Annotated in this window: 16 protein-coding genes; 13 read left to right on the forward strand and 3 right to left on the reverse strand. The window is 74.4% G+C overall.

Translation table 11 applies throughout. The annotated features are described in order from the left end of the window. Window positions 1-6: 6 nt before the first annotated feature. From ABZ951_RS10130 to ABZ951_RS10145, 4 genes are read left to right on the forward strand one after another with little or no spacing between them, the layout of a single operon-like run. On the forward strand, window positions 7-1,926 hold the full coding sequence (locus ABZ951_RS10130) for a biotin carboxylase N-terminal domain-containing protein (protein ID WP_344093042.1): 1,920 nt from the start codon (window positions 7-9) through the stop codon (window positions 1,924-1,926). After that, window positions 1,923-3,086: an acyl-CoA dehydrogenase gene (locus tag ABZ951_RS10135; RefSeq protein ID WP_344093044.1), complete on the forward strand. Its 1,164-nt coding sequence runs from the start codon at window positions 1,923-1,925 to the stop codon at window positions 3,084-3,086. The genes ABZ951_RS10130 and ABZ951_RS10135 overlap by 4 nt, the downstream gene beginning before the upstream one ends. A gap of 18 nt (window positions 3,087-3,104) precedes the next feature. Beyond that, window positions 3,105-3,845: an enoyl-CoA hydratase family protein gene (locus tag ABZ951_RS10140; RefSeq protein WP_344093046.1), complete on the forward strand. Its 741-nt coding sequence runs from the start codon at window positions 3,105-3,107 to the stop codon at window positions 3,843-3,845. Then, window positions 3,833-4,450: a TetR/AcrR family transcriptional regulator gene (locus ABZ951_RS10145; RefSeq protein WP_344093048.1), complete on the forward strand. Its 618-nt coding sequence runs from the start codon at window positions 3,833-3,835 to the stop codon at window positions 4,448-4,450. Before ABZ951_RS10140 ends, ABZ951_RS10145 begins: the two co-directional genes overlap by 13 nt. A 121-nt stretch (window positions 4,451-4,571) precedes the next feature. On the opposite strand, the gene ABZ951_RS10150 is transcribed toward ABZ951_RS10145, so the two are convergent. Continuing rightward, a complete protein-coding gene (locus ABZ951_RS10150) occupies window positions 4,572-5,675 on the reverse strand; it encodes a citrate synthase 2 (protein WP_344093050.1) in 1,104 nt (367 codons plus the stop codon). A gap of 416 nt (window positions 5,676-6,091) precedes the next feature. On the opposite strand from ABZ951_RS10150, the gene pdxH reads away from it, so the two are divergent. Together pdxH and ABZ951_RS10160 are read left to right on the forward strand one after the other, a co-directional pair. Then, a complete protein-coding gene (gene pdxH / locus ABZ951_RS10155) occupies window positions 6,092-6,715 on the forward strand; it encodes a pyridoxamine 5'-phosphate oxidase (protein ID WP_344093067.1) in 624 nt (207 codons plus the stop codon). A 439-nt stretch (window positions 6,716-7,154) separates the two neighbouring features. Then, complete coding sequence (locus ABZ951_RS10160) at window positions 7,155-8,528, forward strand: PAS domain-containing protein (protein ID WP_344093052.1); 1,374 nt, start codon at window positions 7,155-7,157, stop codon at window positions 8,526-8,528. Window positions 8,529-8,768: 240 nt separating this feature from the next. Here ABZ951_RS10160 and ABZ951_RS10165 read toward each other — a convergent pair whose 3' ends face one another. Then, window positions 8,769-9,524: an SIS domain-containing protein gene (locus ABZ951_RS10165; RefSeq protein WP_344093054.1), complete on the reverse strand. Its 756-nt coding sequence runs from the start codon at window positions 9,522-9,524 to the stop codon at window positions 8,769-8,771. 198 nt (window positions 9,525-9,722) lie between these two features. On the opposite strand from ABZ951_RS10165, the gene ABZ951_RS10170 reads away from it, so the two are divergent. The 3 genes from ABZ951_RS10170 (at window position 9,723) to ABZ951_RS10180 (ending at window position 13,405) form a co-directional block, all read left to right on the forward strand. Next, complete coding sequence (locus ABZ951_RS10170) at window positions 9,723-10,415, forward strand: metal-dependent transcriptional regulator (protein ID WP_344093056.1); 693 nt, start codon at window positions 9,723-9,725, stop codon at window positions 10,413-10,415. Between the two features lie 536 nt (window positions 10,416-10,951). Then, window positions 10,952-11,812 (forward strand): alpha/beta hydrolase, encoded by an 861-nt coding sequence (locus ABZ951_RS10175; RefSeq protein ID WP_344093069.1) that lies wholly within the window; start codon window positions 10,952-10,954, stop codon window positions 11,810-11,812. 138 nt (window positions 11,813-11,950) lie between these two features. Beyond that, window positions 11,951-13,405 (forward strand): FAD-dependent monooxygenase, encoded by a 1,455-nt coding sequence (locus ABZ951_RS10180; protein WP_344093058.1) that lies wholly within the window; start codon window positions 11,951-11,953, stop codon window positions 13,403-13,405. Window positions 13,406-13,460: 55 nt separating this feature from the next. Here ABZ951_RS10180 and ABZ951_RS10185 read toward each other — a convergent pair whose 3' ends face one another. Continuing rightward, on the reverse strand, window positions 13,461-14,135 hold the full coding sequence (locus ABZ951_RS10185) for a bifunctional DNA primase/polymerase (RefSeq protein WP_344093060.1): 675 nt from the start codon (window positions 14,133-14,135) through the stop codon (window positions 13,461-13,463). A 333-nt stretch (window positions 14,136-14,468) separates the two neighbouring features. Here ABZ951_RS10185 and ABZ951_RS10190 point away from each other — a divergent pair, with 333 nt between their 5' ends. From ABZ951_RS10190 to purU, 4 genes are all read left to right on the forward strand, one after another. Then, window positions 14,469-15,857, forward strand: coding sequence for a transcriptional regulator (locus ABZ951_RS10190; RefSeq protein ID WP_344093062.1), 1,389 nt, complete (start codon window positions 14,469-14,471; stop codon window positions 15,855-15,857). A gap of 903 nt (window positions 15,858-16,760) precedes the next feature. Continuing rightward, window positions 16,761-18,392, forward strand: coding sequence for a hypothetical protein (locus tag ABZ951_RS10195; protein WP_361279596.1), 1,632 nt, complete (start codon window positions 16,761-16,763; stop codon window positions 18,390-18,392). A gap of 155 nt (window positions 18,393-18,547) precedes the next feature. After that, window positions 18,548-18,994, forward strand: coding sequence for a hypothetical protein (locus ABZ951_RS10200; protein ID WP_344095450.1), 447 nt, complete (start codon window positions 18,548-18,550; stop codon window positions 18,992-18,994). 58 nt (window positions 18,995-19,052) lie between these two features. After that, window positions 19,053-19,946, forward strand: coding sequence for a formyltetrahydrofolate deformylase (purU, locus tag ABZ951_RS10205; RefSeq protein WP_344095404.1), 894 nt, complete (start codon window positions 19,053-19,055; stop codon window positions 19,944-19,946). The last annotated feature ends 73 nt before the right edge of the window (window positions 19,947-20,019 follow it).

A 20,019-nucleotide genomic window follows, 5' to 3' on the forward strand; every position in this document is an offset into this window, starting at 1 on the left:
GTTCCCGTGATCCGCTCTGTGCTTGTCGCCAACCGAGGCGAGATCGCCTGCCGCGTCTTCCGCACCTGCCGCGAGCTCGGCATCGCCACGGTCGCCGTGCACGCGGACGCCGACGCCGGCGCCCGCCACGTCCGCGAGGCCGACACATCCGTGCGCCTGCCCGGCTCGGCGCCCGCCGACACCTACCTCCGGGGCGACCTGCTGGTGAAGGCCGCCCTCGCGGCCGGCGCGGACGCCGTCCACCCGGGGTACGGGTTCCTCTCCGAGAACGCGGACTTCGCGCGGGCCGTGCACGACGCGGGCCTGGTGTGGATCGGACCGCCGCCGGCCGCCGTCGAGGCCATGGCGTCGAAGACCCGGGCGAAGGAGCTGATGGCCGCGGCCGGGGTGCCGCTCCTCGCGCCCGTCGACCCCGCGGCGGTACCGGAGACGTCCCTGCCGCTGCTGCTGAAGGCCGCGGCGGGCGGTGGCGGGCGCGGCATGCGCGTCGTGCGCGACCTCGCCGCCCTGCCCGGCGAGCTGGCCTCCGCCCGGGCCGAGGCGGCCGCCGCCTTCGGGGACGGCGAGGTGTTCGCCGAACCATATGTGGAGGGCGGCCGCCACGTGGAGGTGCAGGTCCTCGCCGACGGCCGGGGCACCGTCTGGGCCCTGGGCACCCGCGACTGCTCGCTCCAGCGCCGCCACCAGAAGGTCGTCGAGGAGGCCCCCGCGCCCGGCCTGCCCGACGGCCTGCGGGAGTCCCTGCACACCTGGGCGGCCGACGCCGCACGGGCCATCGGTTACGTGGGCGCGGGCACCGTCGAGTTCCTGCTCTCCGCCGGCGGACGCCCGTACTTCCTGGAGATGAACACCCGGCTCCAGGTCGAACACCCGGTGACGGAGGCCGTGTACGGGGTGGACCTCGTCGCCTGGCAGATCCGCATCGCCGAAGGCCACGCACTGCCGCCGGCCCCGCCCCGGCCCACCGGGCACGCGGTGGAGGCGCGGCTGTACGCGGAGGACCCGGCCCGGGGGTGGCAGCCGCAGACCGGGGTCGTCCACCGGCTGGACCTCGGGCACGGCCCCGCCCTGCGCGTCGACTCCGGCGTCGAGGACGGCGACACCGTCGGCGTCCACTACGACCCCCTGCTCGCCAAGGTCGTCGCCCACGCCCCCACGCGCGAGGAAGCCGTCCGGCTGCTCGCCCGCACCCTGGAACGGGCCCGCATTCACGGCCTCGTCACCAACCGGGACCTGCTCGTGCGCACCCTCCGCCACCCCGGCTTCACCGCCGCGGCGATGGACACCGGTTTCCTCGACCGGCACCTCGCCGACCTCACCGCCGCGGACGAGGACGAGGAGGCCGTGCGGCTCGCCGCCCTCGCCGCCGCCCTCGCCGACGCCGCCGGCCGCCCCTCGCGCTTCGGCGGCTGGCGCAACCTCCCCTCCCAGCCGCAGGTCAAGCGCTACCGCCACGAACCCGCCGGGCGGGAGATCGAGGTGCGCTACCGCCTCGGCCGGGACGGCCTCACCGCCGAGGGCTTCCCCGGCGTCCGGCTGGTGAACTCCGGCCCCGGCCGCGTCGTCCTGGAGACCGGCGGGGTGCGCCGCGCCCTGGACGTGGCCGTCTACGGCACCCGGGTGCACGTCGGCCGCCACGCCCTGACCGCCCTGCCCCGCTTCCCGGAACCCGTCACCCGCGCCGAGCCCGGCTCGCTGCTCGCCCCCATGCCCGGCACCGTCGTCCGCGTCGCGGAGGGCGTCACCGTGGGGGCGCCCGTGACCGCCGGAGCGCCCCTGCTGTGGCTGGAGGCGATGAAGATGGAACACCGCGTCGTCGCCCCCGCCACCGGCACGCTCACCGCCCTGCACGCCGGCCCCGGCCGGCAGGTCGAGGTCGGAGCCCTGCTCGCCGTCGTCACCGAGACCGAGGAGCCCACGCCATGAGCACCGCCCTCATCGAGAGTCAGGAACACCGCGACCTGCGCACCGCCGTCGCCGCCCTCGGCCGCCGCTACGGTCACGACTACATGGCCGCGGCCGTCCGCGACGGCAAGCACACCGACGAGCTCTGGCGGGAGGCCGGCAAGCTCGGCTACCTCGGCGTCAACCTGCCGGAGGAATACGGCGGCGGCGGAGGCGGCATCGCCGAACTGTCCATCGTCCTGGAAGAACTGGGCACCGCGGGCTGCCCCCTGCTGATGATGGTCGTCTCGCCCGCCATCTGCGCCACCGTGATCGCCCGCTTCGGCACCGGCGCGCAGAAGCACCGCTGGCTGCCCGGGCTCGCCGCCGGCACCCTCAAGATGGCCTTCGGCATCACCGAGCCCGAAGCCGGCTCCAACTCCCACCGCATCACCACCACCGCCCGCCGCAACGGCACCGACTGGATCCTCACCGGCCGCAAGGTCTTCATCTCCGGTGTGGACGCCGCCGACGCCACCCTGATCGTCGGCCGCACCGAGGACGCCCGCACCGGCAAACTCAAGCCCTGCCTGTTCATCGTCGACCGCGACGCCCCCGGCTTCACGTACCACCGCATCCCCATGGAACTCGCCGCACCGGAAAAGCAGTTCGAGCTCGTCATCGACGACGTCCGGCTGCCCGCGGACGCCCTCGTCGGTGACGAGGACGCGGGACTGCTCCAGCTGTTCGCCGGGCTCAACCCCGAGCGGATCATGACGGCCGCGTTCGCCACCGGCATGGCCCGCTTCGCGCTCACCCGGGCCGTCGACTACGCCCGCACCCGACAGGTGTGGCAGGGGCCCATCGGCTCCCACCAGGCCGTCGCCCACCCGCTCGCCCAGTCGCACATCGAAGTCGAACTTGCCCGGCTGATGACGCAGAAGGCGGCCCACCTCTACGACGCGGGCGACGACGCCGCCGCGGGCGAGGCCGCGAACATGGCCAAGTACGCCGCCGCCGAAGCCGCCGTCCGCGCCGTCGACCACGCGGTGCACACCCTCGGCGGCAACGGCCTCACCACCGAGTACGGCCTCGCGTCGCTGATCACGGCGGCGCGGGTGGCGCGGATCGCCCCGGTCAGCCGGGAGATGATCCTCAACTACGTCTCCCACCAGACTCTGGGACTCCCCAAGTCCTACTGAAGGGAAAGGGGTTCGCCGGTGCTCGTTCGCCGCTCGTCCGCTGATGGCATCACCGGGCTGACGCTCGACTCACCGCACAACCGCAACGCCCTCTCCGCCCGGCTGGTGGCGGAGCTGCACGACGCCCTCACCGCGGCGGCGGCCGACCCCGCCACCCGCGCCGTCCTCCTCACCCACACCGGTGGCACCTTCTGCTCGGGCGCCGACCTCACCGAGGCGGGCACCGGCGCCGAGGGCCCGCTGGGGCTGGCCCGCCTCCTGCGGGCGGTCGTGGAACTGCCCAAACCCGTCGTCGCCGCGGTCAACGGGCACGTCCGGGCCGGCGGTCTCGGGCTGCTGGGGGCCTGCGACATCGCCGTGGCGGGCGCGGGCGCCTCCTTCGCGTTCACCGAGGCGCGGCTCGGCCTGGCCCCCGCCGTCATCTCCCTGCCCCTGCTGCCCCGCCTGGATCCCCGGGCGGCCGCCCGGTACTACCTGACCGGCGAGCGCTTCGACGCCACCGAAGCCGCCCGCATCGGGCTGATCACCGTCGCCGGGGAGCCCGAGGCGGTCCTCGGGCCGCTCCTGGACGGGCTGCGCAGAGCCTCCCCGCAAGGGCTCGCCGAGTCCAAACGGCTCCTCACCGCCGGTGTGCTGCGGGTGTTCGACCGAGACACGCAGGACCTCGCCGACCGCTCGGCCCGGCTGTTCGCCTCGGAAGAGGCCCGGGAGGGCATGACCGCGTTCCTGGAGCGGCGGGACCCCGCATGGGCCCGGTGACCGCCACCGGCCCCAAGCAGGACCGCAGCCGGGCCACCCGGCAGCGCCTGCTGGAGGCGGCCATCGCCTGCCTGGCGGAGCACGGCTGGGCCGGTTCGACGGTGGCCGTGGTCGCCGGCCGGGCCGGGGTGTCGCGGGGTGCCGCCCAGCACCACTTCCGCACCCGGGAGGACCTCTTCATGGCCGCCGTCGAGTACGTCGGCGACCAGCGGTCGGCCGCGGTACGGGACCTGCTGCCCACGGTGCGGCAGATCCTGGGCCCGGCCCGCACCCACCTCGTCGTCGAGGAACTCGTCGGCCTGTACACCGGCCCGCTCTTCCGCGCCGCCCTCCACCTGTGGATCGCCGCCTCCGACGAGGAGCCGCTGCGCACCCGGGTGCGGGAGCTGGAGGCGCGGACCGGCCGGGAGGTCCACCGCATGGCCCTGGACCTCCTCGGCGCCGACGAGGCACAGCCCGGGGTGCGGGAGACCGTCCAGGGCCTGCTCGACATGGCCCGCGGCCTCGGGCTCGCCAACCTGCTCACCGACGACCGGGCCCGGCGCGAGCGCGTCGTGAGCCAGTGGGCCGGCATCCTCGACGGCGTACTGCGCCGGCCCGGCTGAGCGGACGTGGCGCAGCCCTGCGCGGTTCGGCCGCGCCCCGAAGGGGCGCGGGGAACTGCGCGACCGGCCACGACGCGCCCGCAGATGACGCGCCGGCTTTCAGCGGGCGCTCGGGGCCCGCTCAGCTGCCCGAGATATCCCCGTACCCCGCGATCTCCCGCGGGTCGCGGGGGCCCGGCCCCACATAGCGGGCCGAGGGCCGCACAAGCCGGCCCGTGCGCTTCTGCTCCAGGATGTGGGCGCTCCAACCGGCCGTCCGGGCACAGGTGAACATCGACGTGAACATGTGCGCCGGGACCTCCGCGAAGTCCAGGACGATGGCCGCCCAGAACTCCACGTTCGTCGCCAGCACCCGGTCCGGGCGGCGGTTGTGGAGCTCCTCCAGGGCGGCCTTCTCCAGGGCCTCCGCGACCTCGAAGCGGGGCGCGGCGAGCTCCTTGGCCGTCCGGCGCAGCACGCGCGCGCGGGGGTCCTCGGCCCGGTAGACGCGGTGGCCGAAGCCCATGAGGCGCTCGCCGTTGTCCAGCGCCTGCTTGACGTATGCCTTCGCGTCGCCCGTGCGCTCGATCTCCTCGATCATCCCGAGGACGCGGGAGGGCGCGCCGCCGTGCAGCGGCCCGGACATGGCGCCGACCGCGCCGGAGAGCGCGGCGGCGACGTCGGCGCCCGTGGAGGCGATGACGCGGGCGGTGAACGTGGAGGCGTTCATGCCGTGCTCGGCGGCGGACGTCCAATAGGCGTCGACGGCTTTGACGTGCTTGGGGTCGGGCTCGCCGCGCCAGCGCTTCATGAACCGCTCGACGACCGTGTCCGCCTTGTCGATCTCCCGCTGCGGCACCATGGGCAGGCCCTGGCCGCGCGCCGACTGGGCGACGTAGGACAGCGCCATCACCGCGGCCCGCGCGAGGTTGTCGCGCGCGGTGGCCTCGTCGATGTCCAGGAGCGGCTTCAGGCCCCAGACGGGGGCGAGCATCGCGAGCGCCGACTGCACGTCGACGCGGATGTCACCGGAGTGCACCGGGATCGGGAACGGCTCGGCGGGCGGCAGACCGGGGTTGAAGGAGCCGTCGACGAGCAGGCCCCAGACGTTCCCGAAGGACACCTGGCCGACGAGATCCTCGATGTCCACGCCTCGGTAGCGGAGAGAGCCGCCTTCCTTGTCGGGTTCGGCGATCTCCGTCTCGAACGCGACGACTCCTTCGAGTCCGGGTACGAAGTCGGACATCAGGCGGCTCCTCATGATGTGTACGACAGGCGAGTGCCGAGCCGGTTACGCGGCGCTGTATCGCGGCTCGCGGTCCGTTATCGGTCAATCCGGTGATGCCCCGCACGGCAGGCTTTCACCCGGTTCCGCGCCCGGCCCTTCGCGGGCGGCGGTTTCCGGGATTCAGGGCGGTCACGATAGCTGGTGAGGTGCGGGCCTCACAGCTACCCGCCCTGCGATTTTGGAGGGTTCGCCACAAGCGGGGAAGGGTGATGTCCGGCACACTGCGGGTTTTTCCCGCGCGAGGATTACCGCGCGCCGGCACCGGGCAAGCTGAGGGGCTGCGTTCGCGTGGCAGCTGCTGAAAGGATGAGCGCGTGACGCACGCCGACGAGTTTTCCGCCGAGTTCCACGGCGGCGCCCTCGACCCCGCCGCCATGCGCGAGCAGTACGTTTCCGAGGGCCTCTTGGAAGACGACCTCGCCCCGGCCCCGTACGAGCAGTTCGCGCTCTGGTTCGCGCAGGCGTTCGCCGGCGGGCTCCAGGAGCCCAACGCGATGGTCCTGTCGACCGCGGACGCCGCCGGCCGGCCCAGCTCCCGGACGGTCCTGCTCAAGGGCTACGACGAGCGCGGCTTCGTCTTCTACACCAACTACGGCTCCCGCAAGGCCGGTGACCTGACGGCCAATCCGTACGCCTCGCTGCTCTTCCCCTGGCACCCGCTCGCCCGTCAGGTCATCGTCTCCGGCAGCGCCGGCCGGGTGGACGCGGCGGAGACCGCGGCGTACTTCCACTCGCGGCCGCGCGGTTCGCAGCTCGGGGCGTGGGCGTCCGCCCAGTCGACGGTGGCCGGCTCGCGCGCCGAGATCGACGCGGCGTACGAGCGGCTGGCGGCGCGCTACCCGGAGGGGGAGCCGGTGCCCGTGCCGCCGGGCTGGGGCGGCTTCCGGGTGGTGCCGGAGACGGTGGAGTTCTGGCAGGGGCGCGAGAACCGCCTGCACGACCGGCTGCGCTATGTGCGCGCCGGTTCCGGCTGGCGCGTCGAACGGCTCTGCCCTTAAGGCGTGGCCGGCGGTTTTCGGCTGCGGGTTCGTTGTTGCCGCCTGTGGCGGCGAGCGCCCTGCGGGCGCGTCCGTCCAGTTGTGGAGAACGCAGACGATCCGTGGGCCGGCTACCGCCGCGCCCTGCGGCGCGGCGGTGCCGAGCGGACGACTCGGCGGCCCACGGATCGGGTGACTGCTGGGGATTGGCCGGCAACGCCGGCGCTGCGCTTGGCGCGACGACGGGCGCTAGCCCGCAGTCACCTCACGCGTCCGGAAAGAAATCATGTCCCGAACCACCTCCCTTCTCGTGTGCTCACCACCCTAGGAAGCCCCCCGGCGCCCGACAACCCAATTTCCGGTGGGCAACGATTTTCGCGAAGACGGTGTGGTGCCCATCACGGTCGAGTTGAATACCGGACGTGCAGGACATGCAGCCGCGTCCGCCTGGGGGTACCTCGTGACCGCACCACACCCGTCCGGCCCCGCCCGTCCGGAAGCCCTTCCCGAGGCCGGGCCCGAGAGCGACGGCGCCGATCTGCTCGCGGCACTCCTCGACGGGATGGACGCCGCCCTGTGCGCCTTCGACGCGAGCGGCACGGTCACCCACTGGAACCGCGAGGCCGAACGGATACTGGGCTGGACCGCCGCGGAGGCCGTCGGCCGGCAGGGCCTGGACGGCTGGGCGGTACGGGCGGCCGACGCCGAGGAGGTCACCGCCCGCCTGATCGGCGCGATGCGCTCACCGGGCCGGCAGGTCCACGAGTTCGCGCTCCTCACCAAGGACGGCGGCCGCGTCCTGGTCCGCACCCAGCTGTCCGCCGTGCCCGGCCCGGACGGCACCCCCGCCGGCGCGTACTGCGCCTTCAGCGAGGTGCACACCCAGATCGACCTGGAGCGGTCGATCGCCCTGAGCGAGGCCCTCTTCGGGGACGCGTCCTGGAGCGTGGTCCTCGTCGACGCCGACCTGCGCCCCGCCCTCGCCAACGCCCACGCCGCCCGCGCCCTGCGCACGGGCCGCACGGCCCTCCTGGGCCGCCCGCTGGGCGAACTCCTGGACCAGGGCGTGGAAGAGGTCGAGGGGGCCCTCCAGCACGTCCTGGCGGCCGGCGCGCCGCCCGCGCCCACCGACCTGTGGGTGACCCTGCGCGACCAGGGCGGGGCGCCGCCCGAGCGCCGCTGCTGGCGCAGCGGCTTCCTGAAGCTGGCCTCCCCGCTCGCGGAGGAGCCCGTTCCGCTGGGGGTGGCCTGGCTGTTCCTCGACGTGACGGCGGCCCGGCTGGCGGAGCAGGAGAGCGCGCGGCTGCGGTTCCGCGGCAGCCAGCTGCACCGTGCCGGGCGGGCGGTCGCCGAGTGCGAGGACCCCATGGAGGCCGCCTCCCTCTACCTGGACTTCGCCCTCGCGGGCTTCGCCGACCACGCCGTGGTCGACCTGCTGCCCGCCCCGCAGGCGGCGCCCGAGCCACCGGTCTCCCTCGTCCGGTCCGCCGCGACGCCCACCGGCGCGCCCGGGCCCTGCCCGGCGGTCGGCCGGGGCGGGATCCCCGTGCCGTACGGCGAGGGCCACCCGGCGCTCCAGGCGGTCGAGCGCTGCGGCTCGGTGCGCGCCGCGTCGGACTGCACGGAGAGCTGGGCCGCGGCCCGCAAGTGGCCGGAAGGCACCGTGCACGCCCTGGCCACGGTGCTGCGCAGCCGGGGCCGGACGGTGGGCGTGGTGACGTTCCTGCGCGGCCCGTCCCGCCGCCCGTTCGACCGCGGGGACGCCACGTACGCGGAGGACATCGCGTCCAGGGTGGCGGCGTCGGTGGACCTGGCACTGGTGGCGGAGCGGTAGCCACGGCCACGGCGCCCGGCAGTCCGCGCGCCCGGTGAAGGGGCGCGGGGAACGGCGCGAGCAACCAAGAACGCGCCGCAGACGACGCGCTCAGCCCGGCTGAAGGGGCGCGGGGAACGGCGCGCCCAGCCACGAACGCGCCGCAGACGACGCACTCAGCCCGGCTGAAGGGGCGCGGGGAACGGCGCGAGCGACCACAACGCACCCGCGGACGACGACCGCACCCCCCGAAGAAACCACTCAGTGCCGGAAAAAGATCCGATCCCCGTAGTCATCCATGACCCGCCCGTTCCACTCATGGCCCCCGTCGACGTTCCCCGAACGCAGCATCGGCGGATCGATGCCCCGGGCGGCCAGCTCCCCCGCCGCCGAGGCGACGACGGCCTGCATCAGCGCGCTGGTGACCACCGTGGAGGCCGGCCCGAACGGCGCGGCGATGCCGTCGGCGGTCAGCTCCGCGTCCCCGATGGCGATCTTGCTGTCGATGACGAGGTCGCAGTGGTCCTTGAGGAACGTCCCCGACACGTGCCGGGACCGCGTCCGCTCGGCGTAGGCGAGCGACGTGACGCCGATGACCTTCAGGCCCAGCGCCCGGGCGTTCTGCGCCATCTCCACGGGGAGCGAGTTCCGCCCGGACAGCGAGATGACGACCAGTACGTCACCGGGCTGGACGGGGCTGGTGTCCAGGACCGCGCCGGCCAGCCCGTTCACCCGCTCCAGCGCGCTGCCGAGCGTGGCCGGCATGACGTCGAGGCCCACGACCCCGGGCACCGCGAGCAGGTTGACCAGCGCGAGGCCGCCCGCCCGGTAGACGATGTCCTGCGCGGGCAGCGAGGAGTGCCCGGCGCCGAAGACGAAGAGCCGCCCGCCGTCCGCCACGGCGTCGGCGAGCAGGGCACCGGCTGCGGCGATGTGCTCCGCCTCCTCGTCCCGCACCCGCTGCAGCAGCCCGATCGCGGCGTCGAAGAACTGCCCGGCCAGCTTGTTCTCGCTCATCGCTGAGGGGGCTCCTTGGGTCGGGATCCGGTGGCGCGCACGGTCTGGGCGTACGCTCGTGGCGCGGATCACGTTGCGGTCTGGACCAGCGCCCTGTCAATACGGCACCGGCGGGCAATGCCGTACGCGGCACCGTTGTCGGTGATATGCGTCAGAATTGGGTCCAGGGGCCAGCGCACGACTTATCAAGGGGCACGCATGTCCGGACTGATCGACACCACGGAGATGTATCTCCGCACCATTCTCGAGCTGGAGGAGGAAGGTGTGGTCCCCATGCGCGCGCGCATCGCCGAGCGGCTCGACCAGAGCGGTCCGACGGTGAGCCAGACCGTCGCGCGCATGGAGCGCGACGGCCTGGTCTCGGTCGCCGGCGACCGGCACCTGGAGCTCACCGAGGAGGGCCGCCGCCTGGCGACGCGCGTCATGCGCAAGCACCGCCTCGCGGAGTGCCTCCTCGTCGATGTGATCGGCCTGGAGTGGGAGCAGGTGCACGCCGAGGCGTGCCGCTGGGAGCACGTGATGAGCGAGGCCGTGGAGCGGCGGGTGCTGGAGCTGCTGCGCCACCCCACCGAGTCGCCCTACGGCAATCCGATCCCGGGCCTGGAGGAGCTGGGCGAGAAGGCCGAGCCGGACCCGTTCCTCAACGCCGGCATGGTCAGCCTGATGGATCTGGAGCCCGGCGCCGAGGCGAAGAACGTCATCGTGCGGCGCATCGGCGAGCCCATCCAGACCGACCCCCAGCTGATGTACACGCTGCGCCGCGCCGGCGTGCAGCCGGGCGCGGTGGTGACGGTGACGGAGTCCGCGGGCGGGGTCCTGGTGGGCAGCGGTGGCGAGGCCGCGGAGCTGGAGGCGGACATCGCCCAGCACGTTTTCGTCGCCAAGCGGTAGCAGAGCAGCAGCCGGGCGACAGCCGCTGACGGTACGGCGCTGGAAAAAGACGGGCGGCCCCTCACAGGGGCCGCCCGTCGGCGTTCCCGGCCCCGGCCGCCGTCCGTCCGCCGCGGCTGCGGGCGGGGCAACTCCCTTGAATCCGGCGGGAGTCGGTGTAATGGACGCGTGGGGCCCGCGGGCGTGTCACGCTGTCGCTGACGCATATGCGGGGTGCGCCGTCGTCCGGGAAGGGAGCTTGCGGTGGGGGCGGTGACCGGTCGTGCGAGGGCCCCGGCGCCCTTTCGAGCAGCCGGGGCCCTGCCTCCCCATATACCCCCGCGGCGACCCGGAGCCCCGAGCTCCCAGGGTCCGCCCCGCGGACCTTTCTTCCCCGAGCGGTCCGCGCCCAGGTCGAATACTCCCCTGAGCGCCGACGGTCAACCCTTCTGCAAGGTCACTCGAACGAGGGGTGTTGCCCGGAACACGCATGCATTCGAATGTCAGTTCTCTACAGTTGGGCTCTGCTCGGGGGAGAAGTGGGAGTGCCAGGACTCATGGTGCGGCGTATCGACGTGAGCGGGAGCGGCGGAGTGCGGCTCGCGGCCTGGGAGTTCGCCGACCCGCCGCAGGCCGGCGGCCGGAACGGCGCGGGCGCGGTGCTGCTGCTCCACGGCCTGCTGGGCCGGGCGGCGCACTGGGCCGAGACCGCCCGCTGGCTCTCCGTCCGCCACCGCGCGGTCGCCCTCGACCAGCGGGGCCACGGCCGCAGCGGACGCCCCGCCGACGGCCCCTACACCCGCGAGGCGTACGTCGCCGACGCCCAGGCCGCCGTCGAGCACCTGGGGCTCGCGCCCGTCATCCTCATCGGCCACGCCATGGGCGCCCTGACGGCCTGGCAGCTCGCCGCCCGCCGCCCCGACCTCGTCCGGGCCCTGGTCATCTGCGACATGCGGGCCTCCGCCCTGGGGGCGGCCGGCCAGCGCGAGTGGGGCGAGTGGTTCCGGTCCTGGCCGGTCCCCTTCGCCACGCTCGCGGACGTCCGCAAGTGGTTCGGCGAGGACGACCCGGCCCTGGAGCGGCCCAAGCCGGCCCGCGGTGATTTCTACGCCGAAGTGATGGCCGAGCGGGCGGACGGCTGGCGCCCGGTCTTCTCCCGCCGCCAGATGCTCCTCGCCCGCGAGACCTTCGTCCACGACGCCCACTGGGAGGACCTCGCCCTGGTCGAGTGCCCCACCCTCGTCGTCCGCGGCCTCGACGGCGAGCTGGGCCGCGCCGAGGCCCAGGAGATGGTCCGCGTCCTTCCGCGCGGCACCTACGCCGAGGTCCCCGACGCGGGCCATTTCGTCCACTACGACCAGCCGGAGGGCTGGCGCCGGGTGGTGGAGCCCTTCCTGGGGGCGGCCGCGCCGGCGTAGCGGGGCGCGGGTCGGGACCGCGCGCCGACATTAATTCAACAAGCGTTGACATAATTCGGGTGCCGGGTGTGCACTGGAAGTACGGCATGAACGGCGTGTACGCCGCGTACCGCCCTGCCCCGTCCCCGAGGAGATGTCATGTCCTCCCCACTGTCTTCGTCGTCCCATTTCTCACCTTCCTCCGCCGATGCCCGTGATGCGGATGTCCTCGTCGTCGGCGCGGGCCCCACCGGGCTGCTGCTCGCCGGGGACCTCGCCGCCGCCGGGGTGCGGGTCGTGCTGCTGGAGCGGCGGGCCCGGGAGTCCAACCTCACGCGGGCGTTCGCCGTGCACGCGCGGACCCTGGAGGTCCTCGACGCCCGGGGGCTCGCCGAGGACCTCCTCGCCACCGGGCTGTTCGCCCCCACCGCGCGGATCTTCGGACGGGCCCGGATCGACCTGTCGACACTGCCCAGCCGCTTCCCCGGCGTTCTGATCACTCCGCAGTACGAGACCGAGCGGGTGCTGGAGGAGCGCGCCGTGAAGTGCGGGGCGGAGATCCGGCGCGGCGCCCGGGTCACCGGCGTGCGGCAGGACGCCCACGGCGTCGAGCTGGACGTCACGGCGGACGGGCAGGACGGCGGGGAGACCGTACGCCTGCGCGCCGCCTACGCGGTCGGCGCCGACGGTGTGCACAGCTCCGTACGGCAGGCCCTGGGCATGCCCTTCCCGGGGAAGTCGGTCCTCCGCTCGGTCATGCTCGCCGATGTCCGCCTCGGCACCGAGCCCGACGGGCTGCCCGCCTTCAACGCCGTCGCCGAGGGCTTCTCCCTGCTCGTCCCCTTCGGGGACGGCTGGTACCGGGCCATCGTCTGGGAGCGCGGCTGCCGCCTGCCCTCGGACGCCCCCGTCGACATGGACGTCCTCCGGGCCGTCACCCGCGCCGCCTTCGGCACGGACTTCGGGATCGGCGCGCCCCGCTGGACCTCGCGCTTCCACAGCGACGAACGTCAGGTGCCCCGCTACCGCGACGGCCGGGTCTTCCTCGCCGGGGACGCCGCCCACGTCCACTCACCCGCCGGCGGCATGGGCATGAACGCCGGGATCCAGGACGCCGCCAACCTCGCCTGGAAGCTCGCCGCCGTCCTCCAAGGCCGGGCGGACGACGGCCTGCTCGACACCTACCACGGCGAACGGCACCCCGTCGGCAAGCTCGTCCTGCGCCTGAGCGGGGCCATCGTGCGCGCCGCGCTGCTCGCCTCGCCCGTCGCCCGGGGGCTGCGCGACGTGGCGACCGTCGCCGCCCGGGGCCTGCCGTTCGCCACCCGGCGCGGGGCGCTCCTGGTGTCCGGCATCGGCATCGACTACCCCGCGCCGCCCGGCGCCCACCCCCTGACCGGGCGGCGCGCCCCCGACCTGCCGCTCGCGGAGACCGCCGACGGGCCCGCCCGGCTGTACGAGGCGCTGCGCGCCGGCCGGTTCGTCCGGGTCCTGCCGCGCGGTGCGAGTGCCGGGCCGGAGGACGGCGTCACCACCGTCACCCGTGCCGACGCCGCCCGCGTCACCTTGCTCGTCCGGCCCGACGGGCACGTGGCGTCGGCGTCAGAAGGGTGAACGCGGCGGGACGGGAGGGGGATGGGAGGAGCGACGGCGGACGGCGCGGCCGGGTTCAGCGGCGGCGCGCGTCCGCGGCGTCCCGACCGCAGGCGTACGCCAGCGCGCTGACCAGCTCCTCCGCGTCGGGCAGCCAGCGGTTGGCGGCGGTGGGCTGGCGCGCCCACTGCACCGATCCGCGCGCGCCCATCCGGGTCGGCGGGGCGACCACGTAATCGCCCTCGCCGCGCGCGATCAGATCCAGCGAGGAGGGGTGCCAGCCCAGCTTCCGGGCCAGCTCCCCGACCTTCAGCGCCCCGCCGGGCAGCACGAAGAACAGCATCCGCCGGTACGGGGTGCAGGTGATCGGCCCGAGCTGGATGTCCATGCGCTCCATGCGGGCGAGCGCCAGGCAACCGGCGGTCTCCGGCACGTCGAGCGCGTCGAAGGTGCGGCCGGTCGGCAGCAGGACCGAGGCGGCGGGCTGTCTGGCCCACATCCGGCGGGCGGCGACGGCGCTGCCGGTGGCCTGGTTCGCCCAGTCCGGCCGGGCCGGATGCGCCCCGGGGGCCGGGCAGTCGGGCTCACCGCACGAGCAGCGCTCCCGCCCCTCGTCGGCCTCCAGCCACGTGCCGGCGAAAACGTCCCAGTGCCGCTCCTCCGCGTATCGAACCGCGGCGTCGAGCAGCTGCTCGCCGCGCTGTTGGGGGATCCGCGGTGCTCCTACTCCGATGGTCTCTTCCACGTTCATCACAACTCCCCTTGTCACCAGGGGTTACGGCTCAGGGTCACGCTTGTCGGCGGCGGCCCGATATGCACGTGGGGCGCACGGATGCATGTACGGGGGCGCAGGGGCGGGTTCCCCGCCGAGGGTGGGTAGCCACCTGCGAGGCGCGGGGGCGGGACGACTCAAGACCGTTGTCGTCCGGCTTTTGCCGCCTTTGCTGTCATTACCGTTAAGTCCGCATTCTCCGGACATCCAGGGGGCAAAGATCACAGGGGAAGGCGCTCTCAGCTGTTCCAGCTTCTCCACACCTCGCGGCGGCACCTGCCGCGAACGCTTAGCAGTATCAGGGGGTACAGCATGGCCGCACGGCCACTCGTGGCGCGGCAGCCGAACGAACGGCTGCAGGCGCTCATTCAGGAAGCCGCCTGTTCCAACGCCGGCCTGGCCCGGCGCGTCAATATGTGCGGCGCCGAGCACGGTCTCGATCTGCGGTACGACAAAACGTCCGTAGCGCGGTGGCTGCGCGGCCAGCAGCCGCGGGGGCGCGCCCCCGCGATCATCGCGGAGGCGCTCGGCCGCAAGCTGGGCCGTACGGTCACGATCGACGAGATCGGCATGGCCAACGGCAAGAATCTCGCCTCGGGGGTCGGCCTCCAGTTCTCCCCGACCGTCCTGGGCGCGATCGAGCAGGTCTGCGAGCTGTGGCGCAGCGACGTCGGCCGCCGGGACTTCCTCAGCGGCACCTCGGTGGCGTCCTCCGCGCTCGTCGAGCCCAGCCGCGACTGGCTGATCACCGGCGCCGACGCCCAGGTCGCGCGGAACGCCGGGGCCCGCGTCGGATCGTCCGACGTCGACGCCGTACGGGCCACGACCGAGGCCCTCGTGGAGCTCGACCACCGGTACGGCAGCGGGCACGTCCGGCCCGTGGTGGTCCACTACCTCAACAGCGTCGTCTCCGGGCTGCTCGCCGGCTCCTACCGGGAATCCGTGGGGCGTGAACTCTTCGCGGCCGTCGCCCGGTTGACGGAGCTGGCCGGCTACATGGCCGTCGACACCGGCCAGCCCGGCCTCGCCCAGCGGTACTACATCCAGGCGCTGCGGCTCGCCCAGGCCGCCGGGGACCGCGGCTACGGCGGCTACGTCCTGGCCGCCAGCATGAGCCACCTCGCCGCCTCCCTGGGCAACCCCAGGGAGATCGCCCAGCTCGCGAAGGCGGCGCAGGAGGGCGCACGGGGGCACGTCACACCGCGTGCCGAGGCGATGTTCTGCGCGGCCGAGGCCCGGGGGCACGCGCTCCTGGGCGACGCGCGCTCCTTCCAGGCCGTGGCCACCCGGGCCCTGGCCAAGCTCGAACAGGCCGACAACAAGGAGGAGTCCGGCGACGACCCGGCGTGGATCCGGCACTTCGACCACGCCTACCTCGCGGACGAACTGGCCCACTGCCACCGCGACCTCGGCCAGGCCGAACTGGCCCGCCGGCAGGCGGAGGACGCCATCGCCGGCCACCCCGAGGGCCGCGTCCGCCGCCGCGCGATCGGCATGCTGCTCCTGGCCACCGCCCAGGTCCAGCAGCGCGACGTGGACGAGGCGTGCGCCACGGGGGCGCGCGCGCTGGAGTTGCTGGGGACGCTGCGGTCGAATCGGGGGGCGGAGTACCTGGACGACTTCCAGCAGCGCCTGGCTCCCTACCGGGAGGAGCCGGTGGTGCGGGAATTCGGGGCGAGGTTGGAGGTACAGGCGGCTTAGCGGGCTGCCGCCCCTGCGGAGGGGGCGGGCCGGGCCACGGAGGGGTTGCCGCTACCGCCCCCTCCGCGGCGGCCCGCCCCCGGGCCGGGGTGCGGCCGGTGGCCGATGGCGCGGCCTTCGGCCGGCCGGGTCACCGACCGGCCGAAGGCCGTGAGCGAGGTCGCGGTCCGGCTTGCCCGGCGAGGCTCGGCGGCCGGTGTCCAACCGGGGGTTACGGCCGGGTCTGTGGGCCCGGCGGGGCTTTGCAGTTTGCGGTTGGCCGGGTGGACGCTCTCGTCGGGGTCGCCGGTCGGCCGAAGGCCGTGAGTGAGGCTGCGGTTCGGCGCGCCCGGCGCTGGATGTGTGAGGTCGGACTTTTGGCTGTGGACTGCGGCCGGGTCTGTGGGCCCGGCGGGGCGCTGTGGGGTGCGGCTGGCCGGGCGGTGGATCCGGGCCGTGGTCCGCCGGCGCGCGTCGCTGGGTGAGGCAGGGGCGGAGGCGCCGCCTACCGGCATGAGCCGCGGGTGAGGCCGCGCTTCGGGCCGCTCGGCCGAGGGCCGCCGGCTGAGCGATGCGGTCGGCCGCGCAAGGTGACGGCCGGCGGTGAGGGGTGCGGGGCCGGGCCGCCGGTGACCGGCGGGGGGACCGAGGTTCGGTTCGCTCGGCCTCGGGCCGTCGGCGTGGGTTGATCCGGGCCGGTCGTCCCCTGGGCGTGGCTCCCGTCGACGGGAGCAGGGCACGTCGATACCCGTGCACGGCAGTGCGCCCGCGAGGGGCCTCGGCGGGGACAGGGGAGCCGCCGCCCGTCAGGGAACTGGTACCGGACTGGTACGGGACCGGCACAGAGTCCATGGTCGAACACCGGAGCGACCCGGTAGCGTGAGTCGACGCTTCCGTAAGTCCCGTACAGCTTGAGGAGTCCCGGTGTCGCAGAGCGGACAGGGAAACGTGCCGGGTGCCAACCGGCACCGCGCGCCCGCGGCCGGTGAGTCCTGGGGGGAGCCCTGGGGTGCCGGTGCGCACCGTGCGCCCCTGCCTCCCGAGGCTCCGCCGGGTGCGCCCCGTCCGCCCGCCCACGCGCCGGGCCGGCCCGCCGCGGGGGACTCCGAGGCCACCCAGTACCTGGCGCCCCCGCTCGGCGACGCCCCCGGCGCGGGCCCCGCGCCGGACGCCGGTTCGGAGGCGACCCGGTACCTCCCGCCGGTGGGGGCGGGCCCCGTCCCGGGCGCCCCGCCGCCGCCCGCCCCGTACGCGCAGGGCGCGCCGGGCGGAAGCGCCGAGGCCACGCAGTACCTGCCGCCGGTGGGCTCCGGTCCGCTGCCCGCGGCGGACGGCGGCGCGGACGGCCCGCAGTACCTGCCGGCGCCCGGCGACGGCTACCCGGAGTCCGGTGCCGCGACCCAGTACTTGCCGCCGGTCGGCGACGGCCCTGCCCCCGAGCCCGCGTCAGCGGCGACCCAGTACCTGCCCCCGGTGAGCGCCGCCCCGGCGTCACCGCAGGCGGAGCCCGCCACCCAGTACCTCCCGCCGGTCGGCGCCGGGGCCGCTCCGGAGTCCGGTGCGGCCACCCAGTACTTGCCGCCGGTCGCCGCGGGCCCGCCCCCCGGCGCCGCCTCCGCGGCCACCCAGTACCTGCCGCCCGTCGGCACCGGCCGCACGCCGCCGCAGGCCCCGCAGGGCGACGCTGCCACCCAGTACCTGCCGCCCGTACCCGGCGGCCCGGCGCCGTCCCCGGCCACCGGGGAGCGCCCGCCGCCCGCCGAGTTCGACGGGCTGTTCCGCACCGAGGGCGGCTCGCTGCGCGCCGGGCCCGCCCAGCAGCTGCCGCCCGCCCGGGGCCCCGTCCCCCCGCCGCCGCCCGCGCCCCGGGCGCCCGCGCCCCCGCAGCCTGCCGGGCGCCGGCGGAAGATCCCGACCGCCGCGATCGTCGGCATCGTCGTCGCCGGCTGCGCCGCCGCCGGGCTCGGCGCGGGCGCGCTGCTCAGCGGCGGGGATGAGGGCAAGAGCACGCAGCAGGAGAACACGGCGGTCAGCTCGGCCACCCCGGACGCCCCCGCGAAGGACGAAGGCGGCAAGAACCAGCCGTCGCCGGCCGCCGACCCGGCCGCGGCCCAGGCCAAGGCGCTGGACGCGCTGCTCAAGGACAGCAACAACAGCCGTGAGTCCGTCATCAAGGCCGTCGACTCCACCAAGAGCTGCAAGGACCTCGACAAGTCCGCGTCCGACCTGCGCGACGCGGCCAAGCAGCGCGACGGCCTGGTGACCCGGCTGGAGCGCACGCCGATCGACAAGCTCCCCAACAGCGCCGAGCTGTCGGCGCAGCTGACGAAGGCGTGGAAGTCGTCCTCCTCGGCGGACTCCCACTACGCCGCGTGGGCCGGCCAGGTCGGCGGCAAGGGCGGCTGTGTGAAGGGCCACGCCCGTACGACGGACGAGAGCGCCGCCGCCGACCGGGCGAGCGGCGACGCCACCGCCGCCAAGAAGAAGGCGGCGGACCTGTGGAACCCCATCGCGCAGAAGTACCGCCTGTCCTCGCACAAGTGGACGCAGCTGTGACGAGGGGCCGTGACGGGCGGCCGCGGGCCGCGCACCGCCGGCCGGCCCGGGGCGGGTGACGGGGCCCGAGGCGAACCGTTCGCCAAGGGAACGTACGATCGATTGCTGTGCAAGGTTCGGAGAAGTCTTCCCGTCGCGGCCGCCGCTCGACCACCATGGACGGCATGCCGCTCAATGACATGCCGTGGTGGCGCTGGCGTACGAACGTACGCTCCGCGCTGCACATGCTCTCGGACCCGGTCTTCCAGCAGGAGTGCTGGCTCACCGGCCGCGAGGGGTTCGGGGATGTGACCGACGCCGTCTACCGGCTGGTCGAGGACACCTGGCTGGACAACTGGTCGGCCGAGAAATACATCGGGACGATCTTCCGCGACTCCGGCGAGGCCGCGCTGGTCGACGTCGCCGTGCTGCGCGTGCTGCGGATCATGCACCAGGTCGGGGCCGACGCCCCGGTCTCGGCCTATCTGGAGCACCACGGCTGGTCCGAGGCCGTCCGGGCGGCACGGGAGGCGCACGTGCGGATGGCGGCCGGCGACGGCGACGACCCCGACGTCCCCCCGCGCCCGCTGGAGGTCCTGGCGCAGCTCACCGGCGCGCGCTGAGGCGGCCGGGGGCCGCGCGGTCGGGAGGCGGTCCGCGGATGTGCGACGCTATTGGGCTATGAACGCCTCGCAGTCCCCTGTCGCCGGAGCGGCTCCCGCCCAGCCCGAGCAGTACGTCCTCACCCTCTCCTGCCCGGACAAGCAGGGCATCGTGCACGCGGTGTCCAGCTATCTCTTCATGACCGGGTGCAACATCGAGGACAGCCAGCAGTTCGGTGACCACGACACCGGGCTCTTCTTCATGCGCGTCCACTTCGGCGCGGAGGCGCCGGTGACCCTGGAGAAGCTGCGGGCCAGCTTCGCGGCGATCGGCGACTCCTTCCAGATGGACTGGCAGATCCACCGCGCCGACGCCAAGATGCGCATCGTGCTCATGGTGTCCAAGTTCGGGCACTGCCTGAACGACCTGCTCTTCCGCTCGCGGATCGGCGCCCTGCCGGTGGAGATCGCCGCCGTCGTCTCCAACCACACCGACTTCGCCGAGCTCGTCGCCTCCTACGACATCCCCTTCCACCACATCCCGGTGACGAAGGAGACGAAGGCGGCCGCGGAGGCCGAGCTGCTCAAGCTCATCGACGCCGAGAACGTCGAGCTGGTCGTCCTCGCCCGCTACATGCAGGTGCTCTCCGACGACCTGTGCAAGGCGCTCTCCGGGCGGATCATCAACATCCACCACTCCTTCCTGCCGAGCTTCAAGGGCGCGAAGCCCTATCACCAGGCACACGCGCGCGGGGTGAAGCTGATCGGTGCGACGGCGCACTACGTGACCGCCGACCTCGACGAGGGCCCGATCATCGAGCAGGAGGTCGAGCGCGTCGGCCACCAGGTCACCCCCGACCAGCTGGTGGCCGTCGGCCGCGACGTGGAGTGCCAGGCGCTCGCCCGCGCCGTGAAGTGGCACAGCGAGCACCGGGTGCTTCTCAATGGCCGCCGGACGGTCGTCTTCGCGTAGGTGCCCCTGGACGGGGGGGTGGGGGGGGGGGGGTGGGGGCCGCCCCCCCGCAGCCCCGGGCGCGACAGGCCCC

It is taken from the genome of Streptomyces sp. NPDC046215, assembly GCF_040646215.1.
GTDB classification, from domain to species: Bacteria; Actinomycetota; Actinomycetes; order Streptomycetales; family Streptomycetaceae; genus Streptomyces; species Streptomyces stramineus.

Bases quoted from the DNA above. Each gene is read 5' to 3' on its own strand.
- ABZ951_RS10135 (WP_344093044.1), top strand. From the start codon at position 1,923: ATGAGCACCGCCCTCATCGAGAGTCAGGAACACCGCGACCTGCGCACC.
- ABZ951_RS10145 (WP_344093048.1), top strand. From the start codon at position 3,833: ATGGGCCCGGTGACCGCCACCGGCCCCAAGCAGGACCGCAGCCGGGCC.
- ABZ951_RS10150 (WP_344093050.1), bottom strand. From the start codon at position 5,675: ATGTCCGACTTCGTACCCGGACTCGAAGGAGTCGTCGCGTTCGAGACG.
- pdxH (WP_344093067.1), top strand. From the start codon at position 6,092: ATGCGCGAGCAGTACGTTTCCGAGGGCCTCTTGGAAGACGACCTCGCC.
- ABZ951_RS10165 (WP_344093054.1), bottom strand. From the start codon at position 9,524: ATGAGCGAGAACAAGCTGGCCGGGCAGTTCTTCGACGCCGCGATCGGG.
- ABZ951_RS10170 (WP_344093056.1), top strand. From the start codon at position 9,723: ATGTCCGGACTGATCGACACCACGGAGATGTATCTCCGCACCATTCTC.
- ABZ951_RS10175 (WP_344093069.1), top strand. From the start codon at position 10,952: ATGGTGCGGCGTATCGACGTGAGCGGGAGCGGCGGAGTGCGGCTCGCG.
- ABZ951_RS10180 (WP_344093058.1), top strand. From the start codon at position 11,951: ATGTCCTCCCCACTGTCTTCGTCGTCCCATTTCTCACCTTCCTCCGCC.
- ABZ951_RS10185 (WP_344093060.1), bottom strand. From the start codon at position 14,135: ATGAACGTGGAAGAGACCATCGGAGTAGGAGCACCGCGGATCCCCCAA.
- ABZ951_RS10190 (WP_344093062.1), top strand. From the start codon at position 14,469: ATGGCCGCACGGCCACTCGTGGCGCGGCAGCCGAACGAACGGCTGCAG.
- ABZ951_RS10200 (WP_344095450.1), top strand. From the start codon at position 18,548: ATGGACGGCATGCCGCTCAATGACATGCCGTGGTGGCGCTGGCGTACG.
- purU (WP_344095404.1), top strand. From the start codon at position 19,053: ATGAACGCCTCGCAGTCCCCTGTCGCCGGAGCGGCTCCCGCCCAGCCC.